Origin of the sequence: Myxococcus eversor, assembly GCF_010894455.1 — a bacterium.
Lineage (GTDB): Bacteria > Myxococcota > Myxococcia > Myxococcales > Myxococcaceae > Myxococcus > Myxococcus eversor.
Genome location: NZ_JAAIXY010000017.1, coordinates 86,599 through 108,033, shown reverse-complemented (window position 1 = coordinate 108,033; position 21,435 = coordinate 86,599). Strand labels below are relative to the sequence as shown.

The window sequence follows — 21,435 nt, the reverse complement described above, 5'->3', positions numbered from 1 at the left end:
TCCATTCCGCGCTCGCCGCCCAGTGTGTTCGCGAGCCCGCCTGCCTGCCCACCTGATTCACCCGATTCGCGAGTGAATCGCACCTCCGTGCCGGGTTTATCCCGAAGCCCCGGAGCATCCGGGCGCAGTGCGCGTCACTCGGGACGTACCCGGAAGACGTCCTGACCCGAGGCCAGGGCCTCCATCGCGGGGGCCAGGCGCGGCCGACTCTCCGCCAGGAACTCGGGGAGGATGGCTTCCTCAAGCTTCCGGCGCTGCTCCTTGGGGAGGTCGCCCAGGGACGCATGCGACTGGGCCACGACGCTCCCCGCCCAGCAGCAGGCGTGGTCCGCTTCGTGGATGACCCGTGCGCTCACGTCGCCCAGCACGATGAGCATGTTGTCGTTGCCCTGCCCCTCGATGAGGGGAATGTCCACGTCGCCCAGCAACTGCATGTCGCCCGAGGTGACGAGTCCCGGAGCGGTGACGCGTCCGACGATGGTGACAGACGAGTCGGGACCACAATCGTAGAGGGGCCGCGTGGACTGGACGCTCCCCAGGAACACGAGCGGTGCACGCCACCGCACCGGGCCCGTGAGGACGACGTTCGCGGCGATGACCCGGGGTTCGTTCCAGGCCTGTTCCTCGTCGAGCGTCAGCGTGGGCAGCTCCGCCGGATGGAGCTCTCTCAGGGCGAGCGCCCACACCGCCTGCAGGGTGGGATTGCCCCCTTCGGCCTTCCACTGCGCGGGGCCCTCGCCGGCGACGTTCGCGAACTCCGCGGGAGTGGGGAGCAGCGAAGTCGCCGCGAGCATCTCCCGCTGGGACTCGTTGAGCCGGGAGAGCGCTGTCGTCCAAGCGCGCTCCCAGTCCCGCGGTGTGAAATCAGGCTGATGATCGAGCGACTGCTGCATGACGTGGGGCTTCCTTGCGGTTGAAGGCGCACGGGGACCTACCAGGACTCCCTCGCATCGTCACCCCGACTCGAACGACGTTCGAAACAGCGCGTGGGGAGCGAGGGTCGTTCGGTAGCCGACGAAGACCCGCCTCGCCCCGCGCTGGACCTCCCCGCACCGACCTACCCTGACGCCTCCAATGCGCCGCGCGCCTCACGGGGGGACGCCGCAAGGGAGGACGCAATGACCACCACCGTGGGCGTCAACAAGATGTCTGTCGTGACCAAGGACAGCGACGGCGTCAGCGTCGCCATGCCAGACCTCTGCAAGACGCCGAGTCCCGGCGGGCCGATTCCCATTCCCTATCCCAATGTCGCGGAGTCCCGAGACACCGGGAAGGGAAGCAAGCAAGTCATTGTCGAAGGCAACCCCATGTGCTTGAAGGACTCGCACTTCAGCACGAGCACCGGCGACGAGGCGGGCACGGCTGGCGGGGGCGTGGCGTCCGGCAAGACGAAGGGGAAGGCCGAGTTCATCAACTTCTCCTTCGACGTGAAGGTGGAGGGCCAGAATGTCGCGCGCGCCTTCGACCTGATGCTGCACAACGACAAGAACACGCCACCCGTGCCGCTCATCCAGCCACCCGTCGTTGCCCGGGGAGGCACCGAGGAAGAGCCCAGGTGTCTGTGCTGCCAGAATCCCGTCGACGAGTGATGGCCTCCCATGCCTTCCAGGCTCCAATGGGAAGTATTCGAGGACCATCTCCACGAGGCGGGCTTCCTGTTCACCCAGTGGGAGCGGACGCTTCACTCGCCCAGGTTCACCCTGGAGGAAGTGGCGGAAGGAATCGAGCGTCGCCTGCTCGCGCACCTCGACGCCCTCGTGCTGGGTGGACCCGAAGTCGCAAGAAGGCTGCTCCACCCCGCACTCGAACAAGAGGACGCGGAGACGCGCACCGCCTCCGCCCTGGTGCTGTTGGCCACGGGCGCCGAGAGCGACAGGCACTGCGTCCTGGAGCACTTCGAACACGCGGAGAATGAAGAGCGGGCGTGCTTCCAACGGGCGCTCGAGCTGCGTCCCCTTCCAATCTGCGTTCCTCGCCTTCACGCCTTGCTCGAGTCGCGCGAACCGCGACTCCAGGCCGCCGCGATGGAGGTCCTCGTAGCCTGGCAAGCCGAGCCTGGGCCGCTGTTGAAGTCACTCCTGGTCCATTCCTCGCCCGAGGTGCGTTGCGCCGCCCTGAAAGCCGCGCGCTTCACGAAGGGGCCCATTGAATCCAGGGCCGTGAATGAGGCCCTGGCTGGGGACAATGGACTCCTGCGGGACAACGCTCTTGTCACCGCGCTCATACTTGGCGTCGACGCTGCCTGGGCACACTGTCGGAGGCTCGCCGCCTCTACCCAGGGGCAAGGTGCGTTGCCGCGACTCCTGATGGGACTCGGAGGTGACGATTCGGACCTGCGCTTCCTGCTGGAGCGCGCCACGTCCCCGGACATTGGACCGTCGTGCTTGTGGGCGCTGGGTTTCAGCGGTCGCATGGAAGCGGCCGAGAAATGCCTGGAGCTGCTCCCGCACGAGACACTCGGGAGTCGGGCGGCGGAGTCCTTCTGCGCCATCACCGGACTCCGGCTCGAGCAGCATTTCCTGTCCCCAACTCCCGGGCGGGAACTCGACGACAGCGAAGTCGAGGTGAGCAGTCCTGAAGACGAGCTTCCTTTCGCAGTCCCCGAGGCTGTTCGTCATTGGTGGGAGACCCACCGCTCGCGATTCCAGAAGAACACTCGCTACCTCCTGGGGTTACCGCTGACTCCCGCCGGGATCTTCGAGTCCTATCCCTTGGTGCCCATGCGGAGATGTCATGTCCTCGCCCAGGAAATTCACTTGCGAAGCCGAGGCCGGATTCAGGTCCCCTCTCGGGCCTTCTCCGACAGACAGCGCTCGGCGCTTCGGGATGCGCAAGCACTCGACAAAAGGCTGAACCTGAATCGCCCGATCAAGGAGCTCAGCGACACCGCACGCCCCGCGCTCGAGATGCCCACGCCGCGACGCGTCCCGGAGGCCCACACGCCGACTCGACGGCTCACCGGAAAGCTCGGTATCACCGCGCTGGGAATGGTGTCGCCGATTGGGGATGGCGTCGTGGCCAGTTGCGCGGCCAGTCGGGCGGGCGTCGTCCGCATCAGCGCCCTGGAGGACGTCCAGCTCTGGGACTCGGAGCACCATGAACTCGAGCCCGCCAGAGGGCATGCCATCCCCTGGGTCACCGAGGGGTTCTCCGGCCTCGCGCGCCTGACCGCACTGGCCTCGCAAGCCTTGCTCGATCTTCTTCCGCACACGGGACTTCACGCGAAGTCTCGCTGCGCGCTGTTTCTCGCGGCGCCCAGTGACTTCTACTGGCAGCGGTTCGAGGAACGGGAAGAGCTTCCCTCACGACACACCTCACGCCGAGAACAACTCCAGCACGGTCTGCTTCAGAGAATCTTCGCGACCACTCCTCTTCCGGCTCCTCTTCGGGAACAGGCGCTCTTCTTCGGGGAGGCTGGATTCGTACAAGGGCTCCAGCTTGCCGCACGCCAGCTCGAGTCGGGAGCGGTGGACAGCTGCATCGTCGGAGGGGTCGACAGTCTGGTGGAAGCACGGCACGCAGAGGCGCTCGATGCGCTCGGGCTGCTGAAGGGACCGGACAATCCGGTGGGCTTCCTTCCAGGAGAAGCCGCGGGCTTCATCCTCCTGGAACGAGCAGAGGTCGCTCTTCGTCGCGGAGCCAGGATTCTGGCCATCCTCGACTCTCTCCAAGGGCATGCCGAACCCTTTCACCGCCTGTCACGAACTCCCAGCCTGGGACGGAGTCTGGCGAAGTGCATCCGCGATACGCTGGAGCCATTGCCGGACCATGGTGAAGCTCCTCGGCTCGTCATCGCGACGCTCAATGGCGATGCCTACCGCGCCAACGATTGGGGACACGCGCTCGTACAACTCCGTGCCAACAAGGTCCTGAATCACTCCCGCGAGTGGTACCCCGCAGCCACATTCAAGGACTCTTCCACGGGCTGTCTCTACAAGCACAAGAATGACCACAAACCCAGCAAGCAATACCCGGCCTGCGCCTTCAAGGCCAATGGCTATGACGAAACCAAGGGACTCAGCGTCAAGAGAAACCTCTACGAACTGGATACCAGCGACCCCAGGAAGGGCGCCTGGAAGGTGGGGCCTGGGACCTTCCGAACCGCCGCGGAGCGCTTGAAGGGGCTCACATTCGAACTCCAGGTGGCGGAGGGGCGAATGCCCAAGAGCGGAAAGCGGGATGAGCACCAGCCCGTGAACCCCACGGACAAAAAGGGCGCATGGGACTTCGAGGGTCAGAACTACAAACAGGCCATCCGTCCGTTCTTCAACGAGTACCACCACATCCTTCCCGCCGAGACCGTCTTCGAATGCCTGGACCACGATGAGCTCGTCATTCTCCAGGACGAGATCAAATACAATCTGAACTCCAGAAAGAACATCATCATCCTGCCCTGCATCAAAGCCATCGCCGAAGTGCTTGGGTTGCCGGTGCATCAAGGCCGCCACGGGAAGGATACCCAGTACGCCAAGCGGTGCACAGCCAAGCTCAATGACTTCAAGGACCTGTTTGCCGCCATCAAGAGCCAGGGCTGTCGAGCCACCAAGGCGAAAATAGCCACCGAGACGAAGGCCGAACTCGAGAAATGGCAACAAAAGGAATACTGGCTCATTGTCAGATATGGCCGGACACATCTCGGAGCGCACATCAACGATCTGCCTGCTGCTTTCAAACGGTGACATCTTCCACGAGCGAGACCGACATGAAGTGGTTCATCCTCCAAGACGAAAGTACGAATGAGGCCTTCTGCCAGATCTGGAAGTATCCCAAAGCACTGCTCCAGTTTCATCGACCACGCAGAGGCATCGCCATGGGTTCGGAGTATCCGGCCGGCTTGCGATTCCAGATGGCCCCCGAGGTGAAAGGGAATCTCATCGCCGATGTGGTGCCCAACGCCCTGGGCTACTTCATGGTGTCGAAGCGGATGAAGGAGTTGCTCTCCCAGCACGCCACCGCGGACATCGAGTACCTCCCCTTCTCCCTGCTCAACACCAAGGGCCGCGTCGTGGCCGACGACCTCCATATCGTCAACGTCCTGGGGGCTCGGGATTGGGCGGATATCGACCGGAGCTTCGGCGCCCGGAGGACCAGCCTCGAGGGAGAACGCGAGTTCGGGCGCATCCGGCGCCTCTATCTTCGGGATGATGCGGTGGACCCTTCCACCAACCTCTTCCGACTCGGGGCCATGCCCAAGCTCATCCTCATGCGCGAGGACTTGCGAGAGCATTTCGAGCGCGCCGGGATGACGGGCGCCGTGTTCCACGGCATGGGCGTCAAGGTCGACATCCAATGAGGCACGACCCGCTCGAGCTGGCGCAGACCAACGCCCTGTTTCAGCTCCGACGTGCCCTCGCCACGACAACACAGGGCAAGGAAACCGGAGCCACGTTGGCGTCCATCTCCGTGGCCTATCGCGTCCTCGCCCTCTGCGCGTTGTTACGCGAGGCCGATTCGAATCGATTCGGGGAGCTGTTGTGCAAGGCAGGGCAGGCCCGACTGCATCTCCTGGAGCGCGCGACCACCGGATTGCAGGTCAGCCCCAGGGCCATGGCCGCCAGCAACGATGTGGGATTCCTCGCCTCGCTCGCGGCGGGCGACCTGCCAACAGCCCGGCGCATCGCCGCGCTGTCCCCAAACACCCCTACCCCTGGCTGGGAGGACGAAGAGGACTTCATCTTTTTTCACTGCCTTCACAGGATGGTCCACCCCACATCCGAAGAAGCAGGACTCCGCCCGATTCTGACGCGCTGGCGGCAGCTCGAAGCAGACAGCCCTTCGCCCTTCTTCCAGGTGTGCGCATCGCTGATGGAGAACGAGTCCTCCCGATTTCAGGCCGCGTTCACGCAGATGCTCGATGCACGCCAGACCCTCATGCGCGAGTACCGGAAGCAACTCAACTTCGACCGCGAGTTGTACGCCACGGAGGGCAAGGTCTACATCAACGGACTCGCGCTCCTTCGGCTCGCGGAATCGCGGGGATTGCCAGGCCGGGAGCACGACGTCCTCATCCCGCGACTCGCGCTCCTGTCGAGCTTCAAGCCGCTCCCAGAGCACGCCTGGCGCGAACTCTGAGGCGCACTCACCTCGCGTCTGTGGAGAAGTCGAGCACCAGCTCCAACTGCGACAGCGCGGGATGCGTGAAGCCCGCCCCGAGGAAGAAACGCTCGCACAGTCCCTCCGGAACGATGGCCCCCACCGACACCGTTTTCCCTGGGTGCGCGGCGGCCAGGGCGCGCAGCAACCTCCGTCCCGCCCCCTGACCTCGTGACTCGGGCTCCACCACGAGCGACCTCAGTCCCAGCGCCGGCGCGGACACATCCGCCACCACCGCGCAGGCCGGCCCCAACCTGAACGCCTTCACCGGAGACGACAACCCCTGCACCGTCGCCGCCTCGAGCTGCCACGGCAACCCGTCCGGCAGCAGCCTGGCGCACTCACCCAAGGCCACCTCTTCCAGTGCCCCCGCCTCAGGTGTCGGCCGCCCCACGAACCCGACGAGCCTCCTCACGCGACGGAAGCCCAGCTTCTCGTAGAGCTTCACCGCGGGCGCATTCTGCTCGATGACCTCCAGCACCATCCGCGAATCCCCTCGCGCCCGCGCCGCCTCCATCAACGGCCTCAACATCGCCCCGCCCAGGCCCCGCCCGCGTCGGCTGGGAATGATGCCCATGCCCGCGACGCGACTGACCTGCCCTCGCCTCGCCATCAACACCAGCCCCGCGAGTTCGCCATCCACTCGGGCGACCCGACTCTCCATGAGCGAGATGTGCTCACTCCGCACCCGCGCATCGAACGCCAGCGGTGCGTCGGGTATCGGGACGAAGTAGCCCTCGAACGAACGGGCGAACAACGAGGACAAGGCCAGGAACGAAAACTCCGCGGCGGGAATGAGGTCCATGCGATGTCGCTCGAACTCCAGGAGGCGCGGTCCATTCCGCGCCACGGCGATGACGCCTGATGTCACTGCCTCGCTGAAGCCCACGACCGCCTCCACCGTCCCGAAGGACCGTGGAGGCGGAGGGCCCTGCTCGCCGCTCAGGTGGTCAGCGAGAAGGTGATGCGGATGCCACCCAACAGATACTCCTCACCATCCGCCACCTGCCGACGGCTGATGCGGGTGTTGTCAAACCACGTGCCGTTCGAGGACTTGAGGTCCTCGATGAAGACGTCGTCACCGTCACGCAGAATCGCCGCGTGCTCTCTGGACACCCTGGCGGACTTGACCATCAAGTCCGCGCTCGGCCCACGGCCGATGATGAACCGCTCGCGCGCGACGAGCACGGGCTCTCCCTCGTCGAGCTTGACGGTCACCTTCAGCTCGGGCGGCGCCTGGACGATGATGGTCTTGTCCGGCCTGACGCCGGAACCGGACTTCCGCTCGTCCTTCGCCTGGGTCACCAGCTCGGAGGAATCCTCGTCCGCCAACGCAGGAGGAGCAGGGGCCACCGCGGCGACCTCGCCGGTATCCTCGTCCTCCTCGTCGTCGCCCGACGCATCGTCATCGGAGTCGGCCGACGACTCATCCTCGGAGTCCGCGCCCGAATCCTCCGCGTCCTTCTCATCCGAGTCGGCGGAGTCCCCGCCCGAATCCTCCTCATCCGCGTCGTCGGAGTCTCCGTCCGAATCCTCCGCGTCGTCCGAGTTCTCGTCGTCGGAGTCCGCGTCATCCGAGTCGTCGGAATCCGAGTCCTCGTCCTCATCACCCGCGTCCTCGTCCGAATCCTCCTCGTCCGAGTCGGCCTCCGGCTTCGCGTCCACGGGTTCGACCCATTGGTCCGCGTCACGCACGAGGTCCCGGACACGCTCGGCGACAGCGGCTCGCAGCGCCTCCACATCGACCGGCGCCTCCGCGACGACAGCGGCCTTCGACTCCTCGGGCGCCGCGTCACTGGCAGAGGCCTCATCCACCACCGGGGCTCCTTCATGCTCCCCGGTCTTGGACTCATCCTCCTCCGCATCCGCCATCTGGACGGCCGCGGGCGCCTTCCCCGGCTCCACCTTCTGCTCGACGTCGCGGACAATCTCCCGGACGCGTTCGGCGACCTCGACGCTCGGAGGCGTGCCCTCGCTGGATGCGGGCTTCGTCTCGACCGGTACTGGCACCGCCGGCACGGGGGCGACGACAGGCGCCGGCCGAGCCACTGGCGCGGGCGCGGCGACAGCCACCGCATCAGTGAGGCTGATCTGCGTCGGCTGGATGAACCCGAACTGACGCGCGAGCGAGAACACAGCCTGGCTGACGAGGACGTCGCGGTCCACGCCCATCTCCCGACTCATCGTCTCCAGCGCGGTCCAGAGCGGATCCGCGATTTCGACCTTTCGAGGAGTCCTGTTCATGACTCAGCTCCCCCTCAGGTTGTCCTGCCAGGGAGACACATTGTCGCTGTCAGCCATCCAGTAGAACATCGCCTGCACCTCGCCATATTGCTGCTCGACGATGCCCACCAGGTTGGGGTGGACCTCATCGATGTCGATGCCTTCGAACTTGAAGCTGGCGGCGCCCGAAGCCTGCGCGCCCCGGCCGCCCGTCACGCGGCGATCCCTCGCGCGCCACAGTCGCTGACTGGCCATGCCCGCCGCATGTCCGAAGTCCTTCGGCGGCGACAACTTCCGGGGCATCGCGAGCTGCGTCTCACCGCACGCCCACAACAGCCACGTCAGCGCGGCCCAGTCCGCGCGAGCCGTGCGCACCAGGTCCGGCAGGCCCAGCGTCGCCACGGCGAGCGTCTCGTCCACGGAGACCGAGTCCTCGCCAATCTCCACTTCATCCTCCGCCAGCTCCACGGGCCCATCCGGCAGCAGCGCGGACACCTCCGGCGGCATCCAGGGCATGGACGCGCCCGGCTTGAACCGCTTGAGCAGCTCCGTGCGGACCTGCTGCAGTCGCGTCGCATACTTCTGGACGACGCGCTGGATGGCCTTGAGCTGCTGCGCGGGCTTCTCCGGCAGGTCGTTGTACGTCGAGTGCGGCGTCTCGTTCGCCGGCCAGAAATCGAACCGGGGGAAGAGGCAGCGCGCATAGGCCCGCAGGAAGTCCGCCGTGCGAGGCTCCGCCTTCGCCAGCCCGTCGGCGTCCAGCAGCGCATGCTCGTCCATCCCCATGTTCAACAGGATGAGGCCGCGCGTGAACAGGAACGCCGTCTGCGTCGGGTCGAACAACAGCGCCGCGTTGACGAAGTCCAGCGCCGCCCGAGGCCGGTCGGTCTGGTCCAACAGCACCGCGTACCCACGCAGCAACATGCCCACGTCGCCACCGTGGATCAGCGTCTCCGACATGGGCGCCCACGAGTCCGCGGCCTTCTCCAGCACCTGACCCGCCGTCGCCTGAGCGTTCTCCGGCGTGCGCGGCAGCGCCACGCGCGCCACCCACTCCTTCAGCGGCCCCACCTGCTGGTCGCTCGAGGCCGCGCGGGCCAGCGCCAGGAGGGCCTCGCGGTACTTGCGCGCCGCGATGCACGTGCCCGCGTACTCGTGCCACGCCTCGGCCGACCGGGGCAGATTCGAGAAGACCGGCGACGCCTTCATCTCCTCTTCGCCCTGGGCGACGCCCAGGTCGCGCGTCAGCACCACCTGACGGTCCTTGTCGAACAGCGTCCAGGTGCCACAGGCGTCGTCGCCCTCGAACCGCCCCTCGTCGAACATCACCCGGGGGTCCAGGTACTCGTCCTTCGCCAGCGAGCGGTAGACGCCATGGCGATTGCCATCGACGAACTCACCCTCCCAGAGCAGCTCACCGTCAGGCGTCCAGAACCGCGCCAGCCCGTGGCGCTCGCCCGCGGCGTTCAGGTGCACGTGGGACCACTGATTCAGGTCCTCGCGCAGCTCGGCCTCCACCGGAACCCCAGCGGGACGGTCCGGGTACAACTCTCCCGTCGACGGCACCACGCGGCGGTCCTCGCCGTCGAAGTGCTTCACTCCGACGACGCGGCCGTGGTCATACGTCATGACCGTCTTGCGAACCTTCTCCGAGACGCCGTTCTCATGCATGCGCTCGGTGGTGAACTTGTCCGAGGCGAACCACGTGCGAGGGCCGTGCAGCTCCCCCTTCACGAACTCGCCGTCCTGGGACACCTCGCCGCTCTCGTGGAAGCGCTTGAAGGGACCGTGCGGCTTGCCGTGCTCGAGGGTGCACTCGTTGCAGAGCGTGCCGTCCGCGCGCCAGTACCGATAGGGCCCGTGGTTGCGACCCTTGGCGTCCTTGCCTCCGTGGACCCACTCGCTGTCGCCGTCATCCCATTCCGCGTTGGGATGGACGCCCGGAGGGACGATGCCCTGCTCGGTGAGCTTCTTGTTCTCCTCGGCCTGACGGGCCACGGCGGCGTCCAGCGTCTTCAGCGACTTGACCAGCATGTCCAGCCGCGCCGGCGACATCGCGCCGCTCGAGCGGTGGACCACGGCGCCGTCCTTGAACGCCATGAGCGTGGGAATCGACTGAATCTCGAACCGGCCCGACAGCTCCTGCTCCGCTTCGGTGTCGACCTTGCCGAACACGACGTCCGGATGCTTCGCCGAGGTGGCCGCGTAGGTGGGGGCGAAGGCGCGGCAGGGGCCGCACCACTCCGCCCAGAAGTCCACCAGGACCAGACCCGGCTTGCCAGTCGTCTGCTCGAAGGTCTCGGCCGTCAAATCGACGGGGTGCTCACTCACGATGGTGCCTCGGATTGCGAATGGAAGTCGGCTGCTTGTAGTCAAACCCATCGCCTTGCGCCAGCAGCGGCTGACCCTCCCACGCACTCATCCGGTTCTTCGAAAACGAGACGAAGCCCCTTATGCTGCGAACCGTGCACCCGTCCTTTTCCAGTCTCGCGCTGGCGGTCCTCCTCGCGCTCGCCCCCTCGACGCACGCCCTGGCCCAGGCCGCCGAGGATGCGCCCCGTCTGAATGAGCTGCGGTTCGACTGGGCTCGAGATGGCGTCATCACCGGCTCGGCCGCGGTGCTCTGGATTTCGAGCGAGGCCTTCTTCAAGAGCGACCTGGCGCCGGCGACGTGCCGCTGGTGCGACCGGGCACCGGATGGGACGGACACCCTCAACCGCGTGGACCGTTGGGGCCGGGGGCTCGCTGGGAACACGGAGGCCTCGCGGCACCGGGCGGGGACGTGGAGCAACATCCTGGGCTTCGGCGTCCTGCCTGTCGGGGTGATGGGCCTCCAGTTCGCGATGGGACGCGCCTCGGACAGCCCGGACCGGTTCTTCGCCCAGGACGCGACCATCATCCTGGAGAGCGCCATGCTGTCGACGCTGGCCAACCAGACGGTGAAGTTCCTCGTCGGGCGCGAGCGCCCCTTCGTCCACGTGCTGCCGGAAGACCAGAAGGGCCTCACCGAACAGCCGAGCGACAACAACCTGTCGTTCTATAGCGGACACACCAACCTCGCCTTCGCGCTGGTGGTGTCCGCGGGCACGGTGGCCGCGCTGCGCGGCTACGAGAATCAGGCGTGGATCTGGGCGGTGGGGCTGCCGCTGGCGACCTCCGTGGGCCTGCTGCGCATGGGCGCGGACAAGCACTACCTCACCGATGTGGCCACCGGGGCCGTGCTGGGCGCGGCCTTCGGCGTGGCGGTCCCCCTCCTGCTGCACGGGCGCACTGGCACCGTGGGCACCGACGCCTCTCGCAGACCTTCGTCCGCCGCCCGGTTGATGCCCGTCGCCGGCGCGCGCATGGCTGGCATCTCGGGCATCTTCTGAGCCCCGTCGCCCAGGGGGGAAGGCCCCTCGCGGCGTCGCCTCTCATGCGCGCCACAAGGCCCCTCGCGCGAGCAGCTCGCCTCGCGTGGCTCGGAGGACTCGCCGCGCTGCTGCTCGTGACGGGCTGTCAGTCCGCGCGACAGTTCGCGCCCACCTATCTGCTGGTCCCTCCAGAGCCGGTGGCGGTGACGCCGCCCCTGTGGGGCACGCTCGAAGTGGGACCGTGGAACGTGGGGCTGCGCGTGCGACCCATCCCTCCGGACACGGCGGACGCGTCCGCGCTCCAGCTCACCCTCTGGTATCCCGCGCGCGGCGGAGACCCGACGCTCCGCGTGCACTACAGGGACTATGTGGGGCTCAGCAGCACCGAGAAACATCCCGAGGCCACGGGCGACGCGCGGCTCGCGAACGACGCGGTGACGCAGTACGAGCAAGGCCTCATCGACCATGGCGTTCCCGAGGAGAGCACCAGCGCCTGGCTCGACTCCCCCATGGCCGCCGTGCCCGATGCGCCACCCGCGCCGGGCCGATTCCCACTGGTGCTGATGGCCCAGGGGCGCGACCAGTCCGCCCATCATCAGGCCGTGCTGGCCGAGTACCTGGCGAGCCATGGCTACGTCGTGGCGACCACGCCTTCGACGACACGTCGCGCGCCTCCGGGGCCGGACCTGGACGTGCTCGCCACCGCGCGGACCCAGGCGCACTCGCTCGAGCGCGTGCTGCGCTTCCTCCAGTCGGACAGCCGCATCGATGCGTCGCGCGTGGCGGTGGTGGGACACAGCCTGGGGGCTCGCGCCGCGTTCCTCTTCGTGCTCGCGCATCCCGAGTCCGCCGCCCTGGTGAGCCTGGACGGAGGCCTCGCGAATCAGGCGGGCAAGGACTGGCTGACGGGCCTGCCGGACTTCCGCGCGGACAGCTACCGCGTCCCGCTGCTCCACGTGTACCAGGAAGGGGATGCGGCGATGGTGCCCGACTTCGGGTTGCTGGAGTCACTGCGTGGCGCGGAGCGGTGGCGGCTTCGAATCACGGGGATGCGTCACCTGGACTTCACCAGCGTGGGCGCGGCCTCGCTGCTGGCCCCCGGCCTCGCACCCGTGGGGTCCTCCGAGGACATCGCCCGGGGCTGGGCCACGATGGCGAGCGCCACCCGTGGGTTCCTCGATGCGAACGTGCGACGCAGGCCCATCATCCCCGGAGCGCCACCACCTCCGCCGAGCGCGCTCGCGACGCCGGACGCGCAGTGGTCGCTCACGCACTGGGCCGTGGGACAGCCCTGAGGGGCGCTACATCACTCCGGCCGGAGCGTCATCGCCGTTGGACTCGCTCTCCACGGGGAGGGGCGGCAGTGCCGACATGTCCCAGCGCTGACCTGCTTCCCAAGCGACGTGGCCGGAGGTGCCCCACCCCACGCGCTGGACGGTGGTGCCCTCGTACTCCAGCCAGAAGACCGACTCTTCAGAGCGGGTGGCCTGGTCCAGACAGGCGATGCGCGTCGCCGGCCGCCCGACGCCCTCCAGCGTCACCGCGAAAGACTTGTGCGAGTGGCCACACAGCAGCCACTTCGGCTGCACCGTGTCCACCAGGCGCCGCGTCACCGCGTTCCCAATCCAATACGAAGGCAGGGGCCTGGGCGGCGAGGGGTTCTCCTCCCGGGCACGCTGGACGATGCCTCGGGGCCACTCGTGGACGAGCATCAAGTCCACGTCCCGCAGCGACATCACCCGGTCCACCTCCGCCGTGCGGAAGTACCCCGCCTGCTTCATCAAATCCTGGGTGATGGGGCGCTTCAGGGGCTGGTCGATGAAGCGCGGCGCGTGGATGCCGGAGAGGTAGGCCACGCGGAGCCCGCACAGCTCCCGCACGCCGGCGCGCCCCAGATAGGAGACGCCCGGCGCCAGCTCGCCTCCGTCCAGGAAGTCGTGCAGCGCCTCGAAGTCCTCGTTGTTGCCGCCGATGAAGTACAGCGGTCGCTTCACGCGGCGGAGGCCGTCGGCGTACTCGGCGAACTCCGCGGGCATGGTCCGCTTGGCCGCCTTGCGGCGATGGTCATCCGCGCGGCGGAACGCCTCCACGTCGCCCACCGCCAGCACCATTCCCACGCGCCGCCCACGCGACTCCTCCAGCGCGTCCATCCACGTCTCCACGCGGTGGAAGCGACCGTGGACGTCACCCAGGGCAGCAACCAAGAGGGTCTCCGGCATCGCGCCCGAAAGGGTGCACCCGCTCATCCACCCTGTCGAGTCATCCGTGCCCCAGGGGACCGAACGCTGACTGAAAACCCACACTTCGGAGGGCGGGGCCCGGCCTCCGGCCTCGGGCTTAATCACAGACATCATCGACCCGGTCCGCACCTCCCTCGCCGCGCGATGAGTCGGACAGGCACCCGGGAACGCGAAACGCCGCGCCCCACCCGAAGGTGAAGCGCGGCGCCGTCACCGACTCGCGAGCAACCGTTAGTTGCAGCCCAGCGGGTACGTCACCTCCACCAGCGAGCCCGGCGCGGGCGCCGCGTCACGGTCGAAGATGATGGTGTTGGTGCGAGCGTCGTAGTGCCAGCCGGACGTCACCTGCACGCCGTCCACCTCGACGATGATGCGCGTGGAGTCGGCGGGATTCTCCGACAGCGGGAAGTTGCGGTTGGGACCGAAGGCGCTGTTCGACAGCTTCTCCAGCGACGAGGCCCAGTTCGGCGTGCAGATGCTCTCCACCACGCCGCCCGTCGCGTTCGCCAGTTGGATGTAGCGGCTGCCGGAGCTGCTCGACGTCGGGCAGGTGGCCAGGTCCATGGGGCCGACAATCGCGTTGATGCTGAGCTTGGACTTGTCGTTGCCCTTCAGCGCCAGGAAGTACGTCTCGTAGAAGGACACCGGCTGCGAGCTGAAGTCCTCCTCGTCCGAGAGGAAGATGATGGCCAGCTTCGCCTCCTCGCGCAGGAAGCCACCGTTGCCATCGTTCGGCAGCGGGGTGCGGCTGTCGTCCTGGTTGTAGAGCAGCGGGTCAGACAGGGCGCGGTGCGCCGCGTCCAGGCCCTGCTCGTTCCAGTGACACACGCCCACCTGCGTGTTGGCGGCGAAGACCCCCGCCGCGTCCGGCGTGTCGGGGGTGATGATGCGGGCCCGCGAGCCGTCCACCGGGAACAGGCGCCCGTTCTCTCCACCCTGCGCGCCGCCCGGGCACTCGGACCAGCCGCCCGGGGACGAGTCCAGGCCCGTCGTGGTGACGCCGATGCGGTAGTCCACCGCCGCCGCGCTCGCCGCGCTCAGGAAGGCCGCGAAGTTCTGACCCAGGCTCTGCTGCTCCTCCATCATCGAGCCGGAGTTATCCACCACGAAGAGCACGTCCACCTTCGCCTTCGACTCCTGGAAGAAGCGGTCCGTCTGCTCCGCCTTCGTCACGCCCCGGCCCACCAGGCCCGCCGTGTACTCACCGCCATCCTCCAGCCGGAAGCGCACCGCCGCCGCGTCATCCCCGTCGTCAATCGGCGTGTAGCGCGCCGTCAGCTTCACCCGAGCGCCCGGCGCAATCGTCGCCGGGAAGGAGTTGGCCGGCGTCACCCCGAACTCGCTGCCCGTCTGCTCCAGCTCCATGCCCGCGACCTTCACGGGACCGATGCACTCGTTGATGGCCACGAGCTCCCTCGAGCGCGGGCCACACGACAGCTTGGTGATGCCGAAGTCCACCGTGGTGGGCTGCACCGCGAAGCAGCCCTTCACTCCTTCACCCACGAGCGTCACCAGCGGGTGTCCCAGCGACGGGTGGTTCACCCACGCCTCCGCGAGGCCCTCGAAGGCGCCCTCCGCCTCCGGCTTGAAGCGCACCACGAGCGTGGCCTTCTGGTTGGGCAGCAGCACTCCGTTGGGCACCGCCGTGGCCACGAAGGACGGGTCCGAGCCCGCCACCAGTTGCATCGACGCCAGGTAGCACGCCTCCGTGCCGGTGTTGCGCAGCGACACGCCGAGCGACACCTCCGCGCCCACCGGCACCTTGCCGAAGCGAAGCTGCGTCGGCAGCGCGTACTGGCACGGCTTGAAGGCGCGCCCCTCGCCCTTCAGCGACACCGCCTCCGTGGACGTCATGCTCCCCGCCCGCACCGTGACGGCGAGCTGGCCTTCACTGACTCCCGCCGAGCCCACGCGAGGGCTGAACGTCACGCCCACGAAGGCCGACTGGCCGGACGGCACCGTCACGCTGGCCGGCGCCTGCGCCAGGGTGAAGTAGCCGCCCTGCGCCGTGTCCAGCCGCAGGTTGTTGACGAGCACGCTGTCACGGCAGCGGTTGATGACCTCCACCGAGCGCGTCGCCGTCATCCCTTCCGCCACCACGCCGAAGTCCACCTTGCGCGGCAGCACCGCCACGCACGACGTGCCACCCTCGCCCGTCAGCGACACCTTGGGGCCCGGCGCGGTGGAGCCCTGCTCCCGAACACCCACTTCCACCCGGCCCTCACCCGCGCGCCCCAGCACCACGGGCGTGAAGGCCACTCGAATCTCCACGCTGGCGCTCGGCGCCAGCATGCCGCCGCTCAGCACCGGCTCGCTCACCACGCGGTAGACACCACCGGGGTTCGCCTGAAGCTCGACGCCAGACCAGCGCAGCGGCTCCGTGCCCTGGTTGCGCACGGTGATGGACTGCTCCGCGCTGGCACCCAACGCCACGCGCCCGAAGTCCAGTCGCAGCGGCGTCACCTCCAGCTTGGAGGCCACGCCCGTCCCCTTGAGCGGCACCACGGCCGGCTCGCACCCGTCGCACACCACGACGCGCAGGTCGGCCGTCGCCGAGCCCAGCCGCCGGGGCGCGAAGGCCACCGACAACACGCGCTGCTCACCCGGGGCCAGCATCTCCGGCTCGCCGCGCTCCGCGGTGAACTGGTCCGCGTCCGCGCCCTGGACGGACACCCCCAGCGGCGTGTCCACGTCCGAGGTGTTGCGCACCGTCACCTGCCGCATCTCCACGAAGCCCATGGACACGTTGCCGAAGTCCAGCTCCGTTTCGGGCACCTCCAGGAAGGCCTTCACGCCCCGCCCGGACACCGGCACCTCGCCCCGCGAGTCCGCGTCGGTGATGAGCTCCAGCGAGCCCTGCACCGTGCCCTCGACGTCGGGCTTGAAGTGCACCTCGATTTCGCGCTCCGCGCCCGCGCCCAGGGTGAAGGCCTCGAACGGCGGCACCGACACATTGGGAATGCTGGAGAGGGCGCCTTCCACGCGGTACGCCGCGCGGCCACCGTTGGTCAGCTTCAGCTTGAAGCTCTTCGTCCGCCCCAACGCCGAGGCGCCGAAGTCGATGGTCTCGGGACGCACCAGGAAGGCGCTCTTCGCGCGCTGCGACGACGGGCGCTCACAGCCCATCCCCAGGACCAACGCCGCCGCCACCCACGCCACCCAAAACACACGTCGCATACCAGCCTCCCCACGACTTCCCCGAGCCCGGCCCCGCGCGATCTCGTACCGCGCGATTCCGGCGGAGGGGGCGCTCTGCAACCCGAGTGCCCGGTTACGAAGGGGCGACGAAGTCCACCGGCCAACGTGGCAAGCCTTGGGCCTGCCTGGGAAACGCGTTTCTCCACCGTGGGAACGACATTTCCCACTTGCGGGGTGGGACTGAAATTCCTTCAGGAACGGCGGGTAGCAATCAGGAGAAACCGGTGCCCTGCCCGAGGCTCACGGCGCGGTGCGGGCCGGCGTCGAGCGCCAGCGCTCCAGCATTCCCGTGCCCCAGAGCACACCCACCATGCACACCAGGGCACCCGTCACGGCCAGCGGCGAGACGGCCTCGCCCAACAGCACCGCGCCCAGCACCCACGAGAAGACGGGCGTGAGCTGCGTGGCGACCCCGCCGGCTACCGCGGTGACGTAGCCGAACGCATACGTGAAGGTCATCTGCGCCACCACGGAGGTCAAACCCACGCCCAGCAGAGGAAGCGCGACATCCCAGCCGAGCGGCCTCCAGTCGTGCAGCGCGAAGGGAAGGCTGAACAAGAGGCCGAAGAGACAGAAGGAGAGGAAGACGGTTGCCGCATCCGTCTCGTGGCGAAGCGCGCGCACCACGACGACGGCCGCGCCGCCCAGCACCGCCGAGCCCATGCCCGCCCACGCGCCCAACCCCAGCGACAGCGACACGCCGCCCTCCATGGTGCTCCACATGACGAGCCCCGCGCCCACCGTGGTGAGCACCAGCCCCGCGAGCAGCGCCCCCGTCACCCGCTCCTTCAAGAAGGCCCATCCAATGATGGCCGCGTAGATGGGCCAGCACGCGTTGAGCAGCACCGCGGGGCCCACCGTCATCCGGTCGATGGCGACGAAGTACAGATAGACGGCCGCGCCACCGAAGATGCCTCGCAGCGCCCACAGCGGCAGGCGACCGAAGCGCGGCCTGCGCCCCAGCACCGGGTAGTAGACGGCGAGGAAGAGCAGGCCGATGAGGAAGCGGCCGGACGCCACCTGCCCTGGCGACAGACGGCCGGAGAGCAGGCGGGTGCACAGCGCCATCACCGCGAACAGCACGCTCGAGAAGACGAGCAGCGGCGCGCCGCGATAACGCACGGGGAGAACCCAGCGGGGTGTCATGGAGGGCGCCCGTCTATCGGATTCCCCGCCCGTCCTCCAGTGCCCTGGGGCCGCCCGCTCGGAGTCCGGCCCCGAGTGGGAGTGTGGGCGCAACGCCGCGCGTTGAGGACCATCCACCCACCGTGACGAGTTTTCCCACTACCGGAACACCCATTCAGTGGTAGATCGCCCGCCCATCATGTCCGAGCCCGACGTCATTTCCCTGAGAGGCGCCAAGGAGCACAACCTCAAGAACGTCTCCCTGGATATCCCAAAGAAGAAGCTGGTCGTCTTCACGGGAGTCTCGGGGTCCGGCAAGAGCTCGCTCGCCTTCGACACGCTCTACGCGGAAGGTCAGCGGCGCTATGTCGAGAGCCTCTCCGCCTATGCCCGCCAGTTCCTCGGGCAGATGGAGAAGCCCAAGTACGACACCATCCGGGGCCTGTCGCCCACCATCTCCATCGAGCAGAAGGCGGCCAGCAACAACCCGCGCTCGACGGTGGGCACCGTCACCGAGGTGCACGACTACCTGCGCGTGCTCTACGCCTCCATCGGCGTGCAGCACTGCCCCAACTGCGGGCGCAAGGTGGGCAAGCAGAGCGCCCAGCAGATTGTCGACGAAATCCTGAAGATGCCCGCGGGCAGCAAGGTGCAGGTGCTGGCGCCGCTCGTGACGAACCGCAAGGGCGAGCACAAGGATTTGCTCACCGAGGCGCAGAAGCGCGGCTTCTCCCGCGCGCGCATCGACGGGAAGCTCAAGAGTCTGGAGGAGCGCGTCGAGCTGGACAAGAAGTCCAAGCACGACATCGAGCTGGTCATCGACCGGCTGGTGCTCAAGGCGGACATCAAGACGCGCCTCACCGACTCGGTGGAGACGGCGCTGCGCGAGGGCAAGGGCACCCTCATCATCACCGACGAGACGGGCGCGTCCACGTCGGACCGGGTGATGAGCGAATTGAACGCGTGCCCCGCCTGCGGCATCTCCTTCGGCGATTTGACGCCCGCGTCGTTCTCCTTCAACAACCCGCTGGGCATGTGCACGGACTGCAACGGCCTGGGCACGCGGCCGGAGATGGACCCGGACCTCATCGTCCCGGACCCGTCTCGCAGCGTCCGCGACGGCGCCATTGAGCCCTGGGCCAGCGGCATGAATCGCGGCGAGGGCTGGACGGCGGACTTCGTGGAGAGCCTGGCCAAGGCGTTCAAGATTGATTTGGACGTGCCCTTCGCGAAGCTGTCCAAGCGCGAGCGCGACACGCTGATGTACGGCGGCAAGGGAAAGAGCTTCACCGTCGAGTGGGGCGAGGGCGGCCAGTACAAGATGGAGTGGGAGGGCCTGGTCGAGCGCTTGATGCGCAACTTCAAGACCACGACGTCCGAGGCCCGGCGCACCGAGCTGCAGAAGTACTTCAGCAACAAGCCCTGCCCCACCTGCGCGGGCGAACGCCTCAAGCCGGAGAGCCGCGCGGTGAAGGTGCACGGGCACTCGATTGTCGCCCTGAGCCGGCTGACCATCTCCGACGCGCTCGGGTTCCTGGGCGAGCTGGGGTTGACGGCGCAGGAGCGGAAGATCGCCACGGAGCTCTTGAAGGAGATTCGCAGCCGCCTGTCCTTCCTGGTCGACGTGGGCCTGGGCTACCTCATGTTGGACCGCACCGCGTCCACGCTGTCCGGCGGTGAGAGCCAGCGCATCCGGCTGGCGTCGCAGATGGGCAGCGAGCTGACGGGCGTCATCTACATCCTGGATGAGCCCTCCATCGGCCTGCACCAGCGCGACAACGGCAAGCTGTTGACGACGCTCAAGCGCCTGCGCGATTTGGGCAACTCCGTCATCGTCGTGGAGCACGACGAGGAGACGATGGAGGAGGCGGACTGGCTGGTGGACTTCGGCCCGGGCGCCGGTGAGCTGGGGGGCGAAGTGGTGTCCCAGGGCACGCCCAAGCAGGTGATGGCGGACGAGAACAGCACCACGGGCGGCTACCTGTCCGGACGGCTGGAGATTGAAATCCCCGAGCAGCGCCGCGCACTCAATCCCAAACACCAGCTGGTGATTCAGGGGGCGAAGGAGAACAACCTGCGCGACGTGGACGCGGTGATTCCGCTGGGCGTCTTCACCGCCGTCACCGGCGTGTCGGGCGCCGGCAAGTCCACGCTCATCAACGAGATTCTCTACCCCGCGCTGGCCAAGCATCTCTACGACAGCCGCGAGTCCCCCGGGAAGCACAAGGCCGTGCTGGGCTTCGAGCACCTGGACAAGGTCATCGACATCGACCAGCGGCCCATCGGCCGCACCCCGCGCAGCAACCCCGCCACGTACACCAAGCTGTTCGACGCCATCCGCGACGTGTTCGCGATGACGCCGGAGGCGCGCACGTTCGGCTACGGCCCGGGCCGCTTCAGCTTCAACGTCAAGGGCGGCCGCTGCGAGTCGTGCGAGGGCGACGGCGTCAAGCTGGTGGAGATGCACTTCCTGGCGGACGTGTACGTGCCCTGCGAGGTCTGCGCCGGCAAGCGCTTCAACGAGGCGACGCTGCGCGTGCGCTACAAGGGGAAGAACATCGCGGAGACGCTCGACATGAGCGTGCGCGAGGCCATGGAGCACTTCTCCGCCCACAAGGACATCAAGCGCGTGCTTCAGACGCTGGGTGACGTGGGCCTGGGCTACATCCGCCTGGGACAGCCCTCCCCCACCCTGTCAGGCGGCGAGGCCCAGCGAATCAAGCTGGCCCGGGAGCTGGCGCGCGTGGCCACCGGCCGCACGCTCTACATCCTCGACGAGCCCACCACCGGCCTGCACTTCGAGGACATCCGCAAGCTGCTCTCCGTGCTCAACCGACTGGTGGAGGCAGGCAACAGCGTGCTCGTCATCGAGCACAACCTGGATGTCATCAAGAGCGCGGACTGGCTCATCGACATGGGGCCCGAGGGTGGCGCGGGCGGAGGACAGGTGCTCGCCGTGGGCACGCCGGAGAGCGTCGCCAAAGTTCAGGGAAGCCACACCGGCCGCTACCTGGCGCACGTGCTGGGCAAGTCACGCCGCGCGCGCGTCGGCAAGCGCGTGGATGGCTCCACGCCCTTGAAGCACGGCGCACTGGGCTGACCTCCAACCGCTTTTCCGAAACATGGAGCGGGGGGCTGGGGTGCCTTCATTCACCCCAACCCCCCGTCCACCTTGGAGGAAGCCTTCACAGGAGGGGTCTGAG

The 21,435-nt window shown here is 67.7% G+C and carries 14 protein-coding genes; 7 read left to right on the top strand and 7 right to left on the bottom strand.

All coding sequences use genetic code 11. The features are described from left to right. Window positions 1-134: 134 nt before the first annotated feature. Window positions 135-893, bottom strand: coding sequence for a hypothetical protein (locus tag G4D83_RS30415; RefSeq protein ID WP_163868360.1), 759 nt, complete (start codon window positions 891-893; stop codon window positions 135-137). Between the two features lie 225 nt (window positions 894-1,118). Between G4D83_RS30415 and G4D83_RS30410 the strand changes: the two genes are divergently transcribed. The 4 genes from G4D83_RS30410 to G4D83_RS30395 all read left to right on the top strand — a co-directional run bounded on the left by G4D83_RS30410 (window position 1,119) and on the right by G4D83_RS30395 (window position 6,072). Further along, entirely contained in the window at window positions 1,119-1,589 is a 471-nt protein-coding gene (locus tag G4D83_RS30410; protein ID WP_163868359.1) for a DUF4150 domain-containing protein, read from the top strand. A gap of 9 nt (window positions 1,590-1,598) precedes the next feature. Beyond that, window positions 1,599-4,679: a TIGR02270 family protein gene (locus tag G4D83_RS30405; RefSeq protein ID WP_163868358.1), complete on the top strand. Its 3,081-nt coding sequence runs from the start codon at window positions 1,599-1,601 to the stop codon at window positions 4,677-4,679. Then, on the top strand, window positions 4,586-5,293 hold the full coding sequence (locus G4D83_RS30400) for an imm11 family protein (RefSeq protein ID WP_338041951.1): 708 nt from the start codon (window positions 4,586-4,588) through the stop codon (window positions 5,291-5,293). Before G4D83_RS30405 ends, G4D83_RS30400 begins: the two co-directional genes overlap by 94 nt. A gap of 95 nt (window positions 5,294-5,388) precedes the next feature. Further along, window positions 5,389-6,072: an immunity 49 family protein gene (locus tag G4D83_RS30395; protein WP_205522748.1), complete on the top strand. Its 684-nt coding sequence runs from the start codon at window positions 5,389-5,391 to the stop codon at window positions 6,070-6,072. Between the two features lie 7 nt (window positions 6,073-6,079). On the opposite strand, the gene G4D83_RS30390 is transcribed toward G4D83_RS30395, so the two are convergent. Genes G4D83_RS30390 through G4D83_RS30380 form a run of 3 tightly spaced genes read right to left on the bottom strand, consistent with a single transcriptional unit; the run spans window position 6,080 to window position 10,647 of the window. Further along, a complete protein-coding gene (locus tag G4D83_RS30390; protein ID WP_240356758.1) occupies window positions 6,080-6,982 on the bottom strand; it encodes a GNAT family N-acetyltransferase in 903 nt (300 codons plus the stop codon). Window positions 6,983-7,035: 53 nt separating this feature from the next. Then, window positions 7,036-8,337: an FHA domain-containing protein gene (locus G4D83_RS30385; protein ID WP_163868355.1), complete on the bottom strand. Its 1,302-nt coding sequence runs from the start codon at window positions 8,335-8,337 to the stop codon at window positions 7,036-7,038. A 3-nt stretch (window positions 8,338-8,340) separates the two neighbouring features. Further along, window positions 8,341-10,647, bottom strand: a complete 2,307-nt coding sequence (locus G4D83_RS30380; protein ID WP_163868354.1) for a thioredoxin domain-containing protein — start codon at window positions 10,645-10,647, stop codon at window positions 8,341-8,343. A gap of 122 nt (window positions 10,648-10,769) precedes the next feature. On the opposite strand from G4D83_RS30380, the gene G4D83_RS30375 reads away from it, so the two are divergent. Both G4D83_RS30375 and G4D83_RS30370 read left to right on the top strand, forming a co-directional pair. Beyond that, complete coding sequence (locus G4D83_RS30375) at window positions 10,770-11,687, top strand: phosphatase PAP2 family protein (protein WP_163868353.1); 918 nt, start codon at window positions 10,770-10,772, stop codon at window positions 11,685-11,687. 44 nt (window positions 11,688-11,731) lie between these two features. Next, window positions 11,732-12,964, top strand: coding sequence for a dienelactone hydrolase family protein (locus G4D83_RS30370; RefSeq protein WP_163868352.1), 1,233 nt, complete (start codon window positions 11,732-11,734; stop codon window positions 12,962-12,964). 6 nt (window positions 12,965-12,970) lie between these two features. Here the strand turns inward: G4D83_RS30370 and G4D83_RS30365 are convergent, their stop codons facing one another. The 3 genes from G4D83_RS30365 to G4D83_RS30355 all read right to left on the bottom strand — a co-directional run bounded on the left by G4D83_RS30365 (window position 12,971) and on the right by G4D83_RS30355 (window position 18,253). Beyond that, complete coding sequence (locus tag G4D83_RS30365; protein WP_163868499.1) at window positions 12,971-13,888, bottom strand: metallophosphoesterase family protein; 918 nt, start codon at window positions 13,886-13,888, stop codon at window positions 12,971-12,973. Between the two features lie 252 nt (window positions 13,889-14,140). Next, on the bottom strand, window positions 14,141-17,086 hold the full coding sequence (locus G4D83_RS30360; RefSeq protein WP_163868351.1) for a choice-of-anchor D domain-containing protein: 2,946 nt from the start codon (window positions 17,084-17,086) through the stop codon (window positions 14,141-14,143). A 261-nt stretch (window positions 17,087-17,347) separates the two neighbouring features. Further along, window positions 17,348-18,253 (bottom strand): DMT family transporter, encoded by a 906-nt coding sequence (locus G4D83_RS30355; protein WP_163868350.1) that lies wholly within the window; start codon window positions 18,251-18,253, stop codon window positions 17,348-17,350. Between the two features lie 178 nt (window positions 18,254-18,431). Here G4D83_RS30355 and uvrA point away from each other — a divergent pair, with 178 nt between their 5' ends. Further along, window positions 18,432-21,332 (top strand): excinuclease ABC subunit UvrA, encoded by a 2,901-nt coding sequence (gene uvrA / locus G4D83_RS30350; RefSeq protein WP_163868349.1) that lies wholly within the window; start codon window positions 18,432-18,434, stop codon window positions 21,330-21,332. Window positions 21,333-21,435 lie beyond the last annotated feature (103 nt).

What these genes read in the sequence shown, in the direction of transcription:
- G4D83_RS30415 (WP_163868360.1), bottom strand. Translation starts at nt 893, where the DNA reads ATGCAGCAGTCGCTCGATCATCAGCCTGATTTCACACCGCGGGACTGG.
- G4D83_RS30410 (WP_163868359.1), top strand. Translation starts at nt 1,119, where the DNA reads ATGACCACCACCGTGGGCGTCAACAAGATGTCTGTCGTGACCAAGGAC.
- G4D83_RS30405 (WP_163868358.1), top strand. Translation starts at nt 1,599, where the DNA reads ATGCCTTCCAGGCTCCAATGGGAAGTATTCGAGGACCATCTCCACGAG.
- G4D83_RS30400 (WP_338041951.1), top strand. Translation starts at nt 4,586, where the DNA reads ATGGCAACAAAAGGAATACTGGCTCATTGTCAGATATGGCCGGACACA.
- G4D83_RS30385 (WP_163868355.1), bottom strand. Translation starts at nt 8,337, where the DNA reads ATGAACAGGACTCCTCGAAAGGTCGAAATCGCGGATCCGCTCTGGACC.
- G4D83_RS30375 (WP_163868353.1), top strand. Translation starts at nt 10,770, where the DNA reads ATGCTGCGAACCGTGCACCCGTCCTTTTCCAGTCTCGCGCTGGCGGTC.
- G4D83_RS30370 (WP_163868352.1), top strand. Translation starts at nt 11,732, where the DNA reads ATGCGCGCCACAAGGCCCCTCGCGCGAGCAGCTCGCCTCGCGTGGCTC.
- G4D83_RS30365 (WP_163868499.1), bottom strand. Translation starts at nt 13,888, where the DNA reads ATGCCGGAGACCCTCTTGGTTGCTGCCCTGGGTGACGTCCACGGTCGC.
- G4D83_RS30360 (WP_163868351.1), bottom strand. Translation starts at nt 17,086, where the DNA reads ATGCGACGTGTGTTTTGGGTGGCGTGGGTGGCGGCGGCGTTGGTCCTG.
- G4D83_RS30355 (WP_163868350.1), bottom strand. Translation starts at nt 18,253, where the DNA reads ATGACACCCCGCTGGGTTCTCCCCGTGCGTTATCGCGGCGCGCCGCTG.
- uvrA (WP_163868349.1), top strand. Translation starts at nt 18,432, where the DNA reads ATGTCCGAGCCCGACGTCATTTCCCTGAGAGGCGCCAAGGAGCACAAC.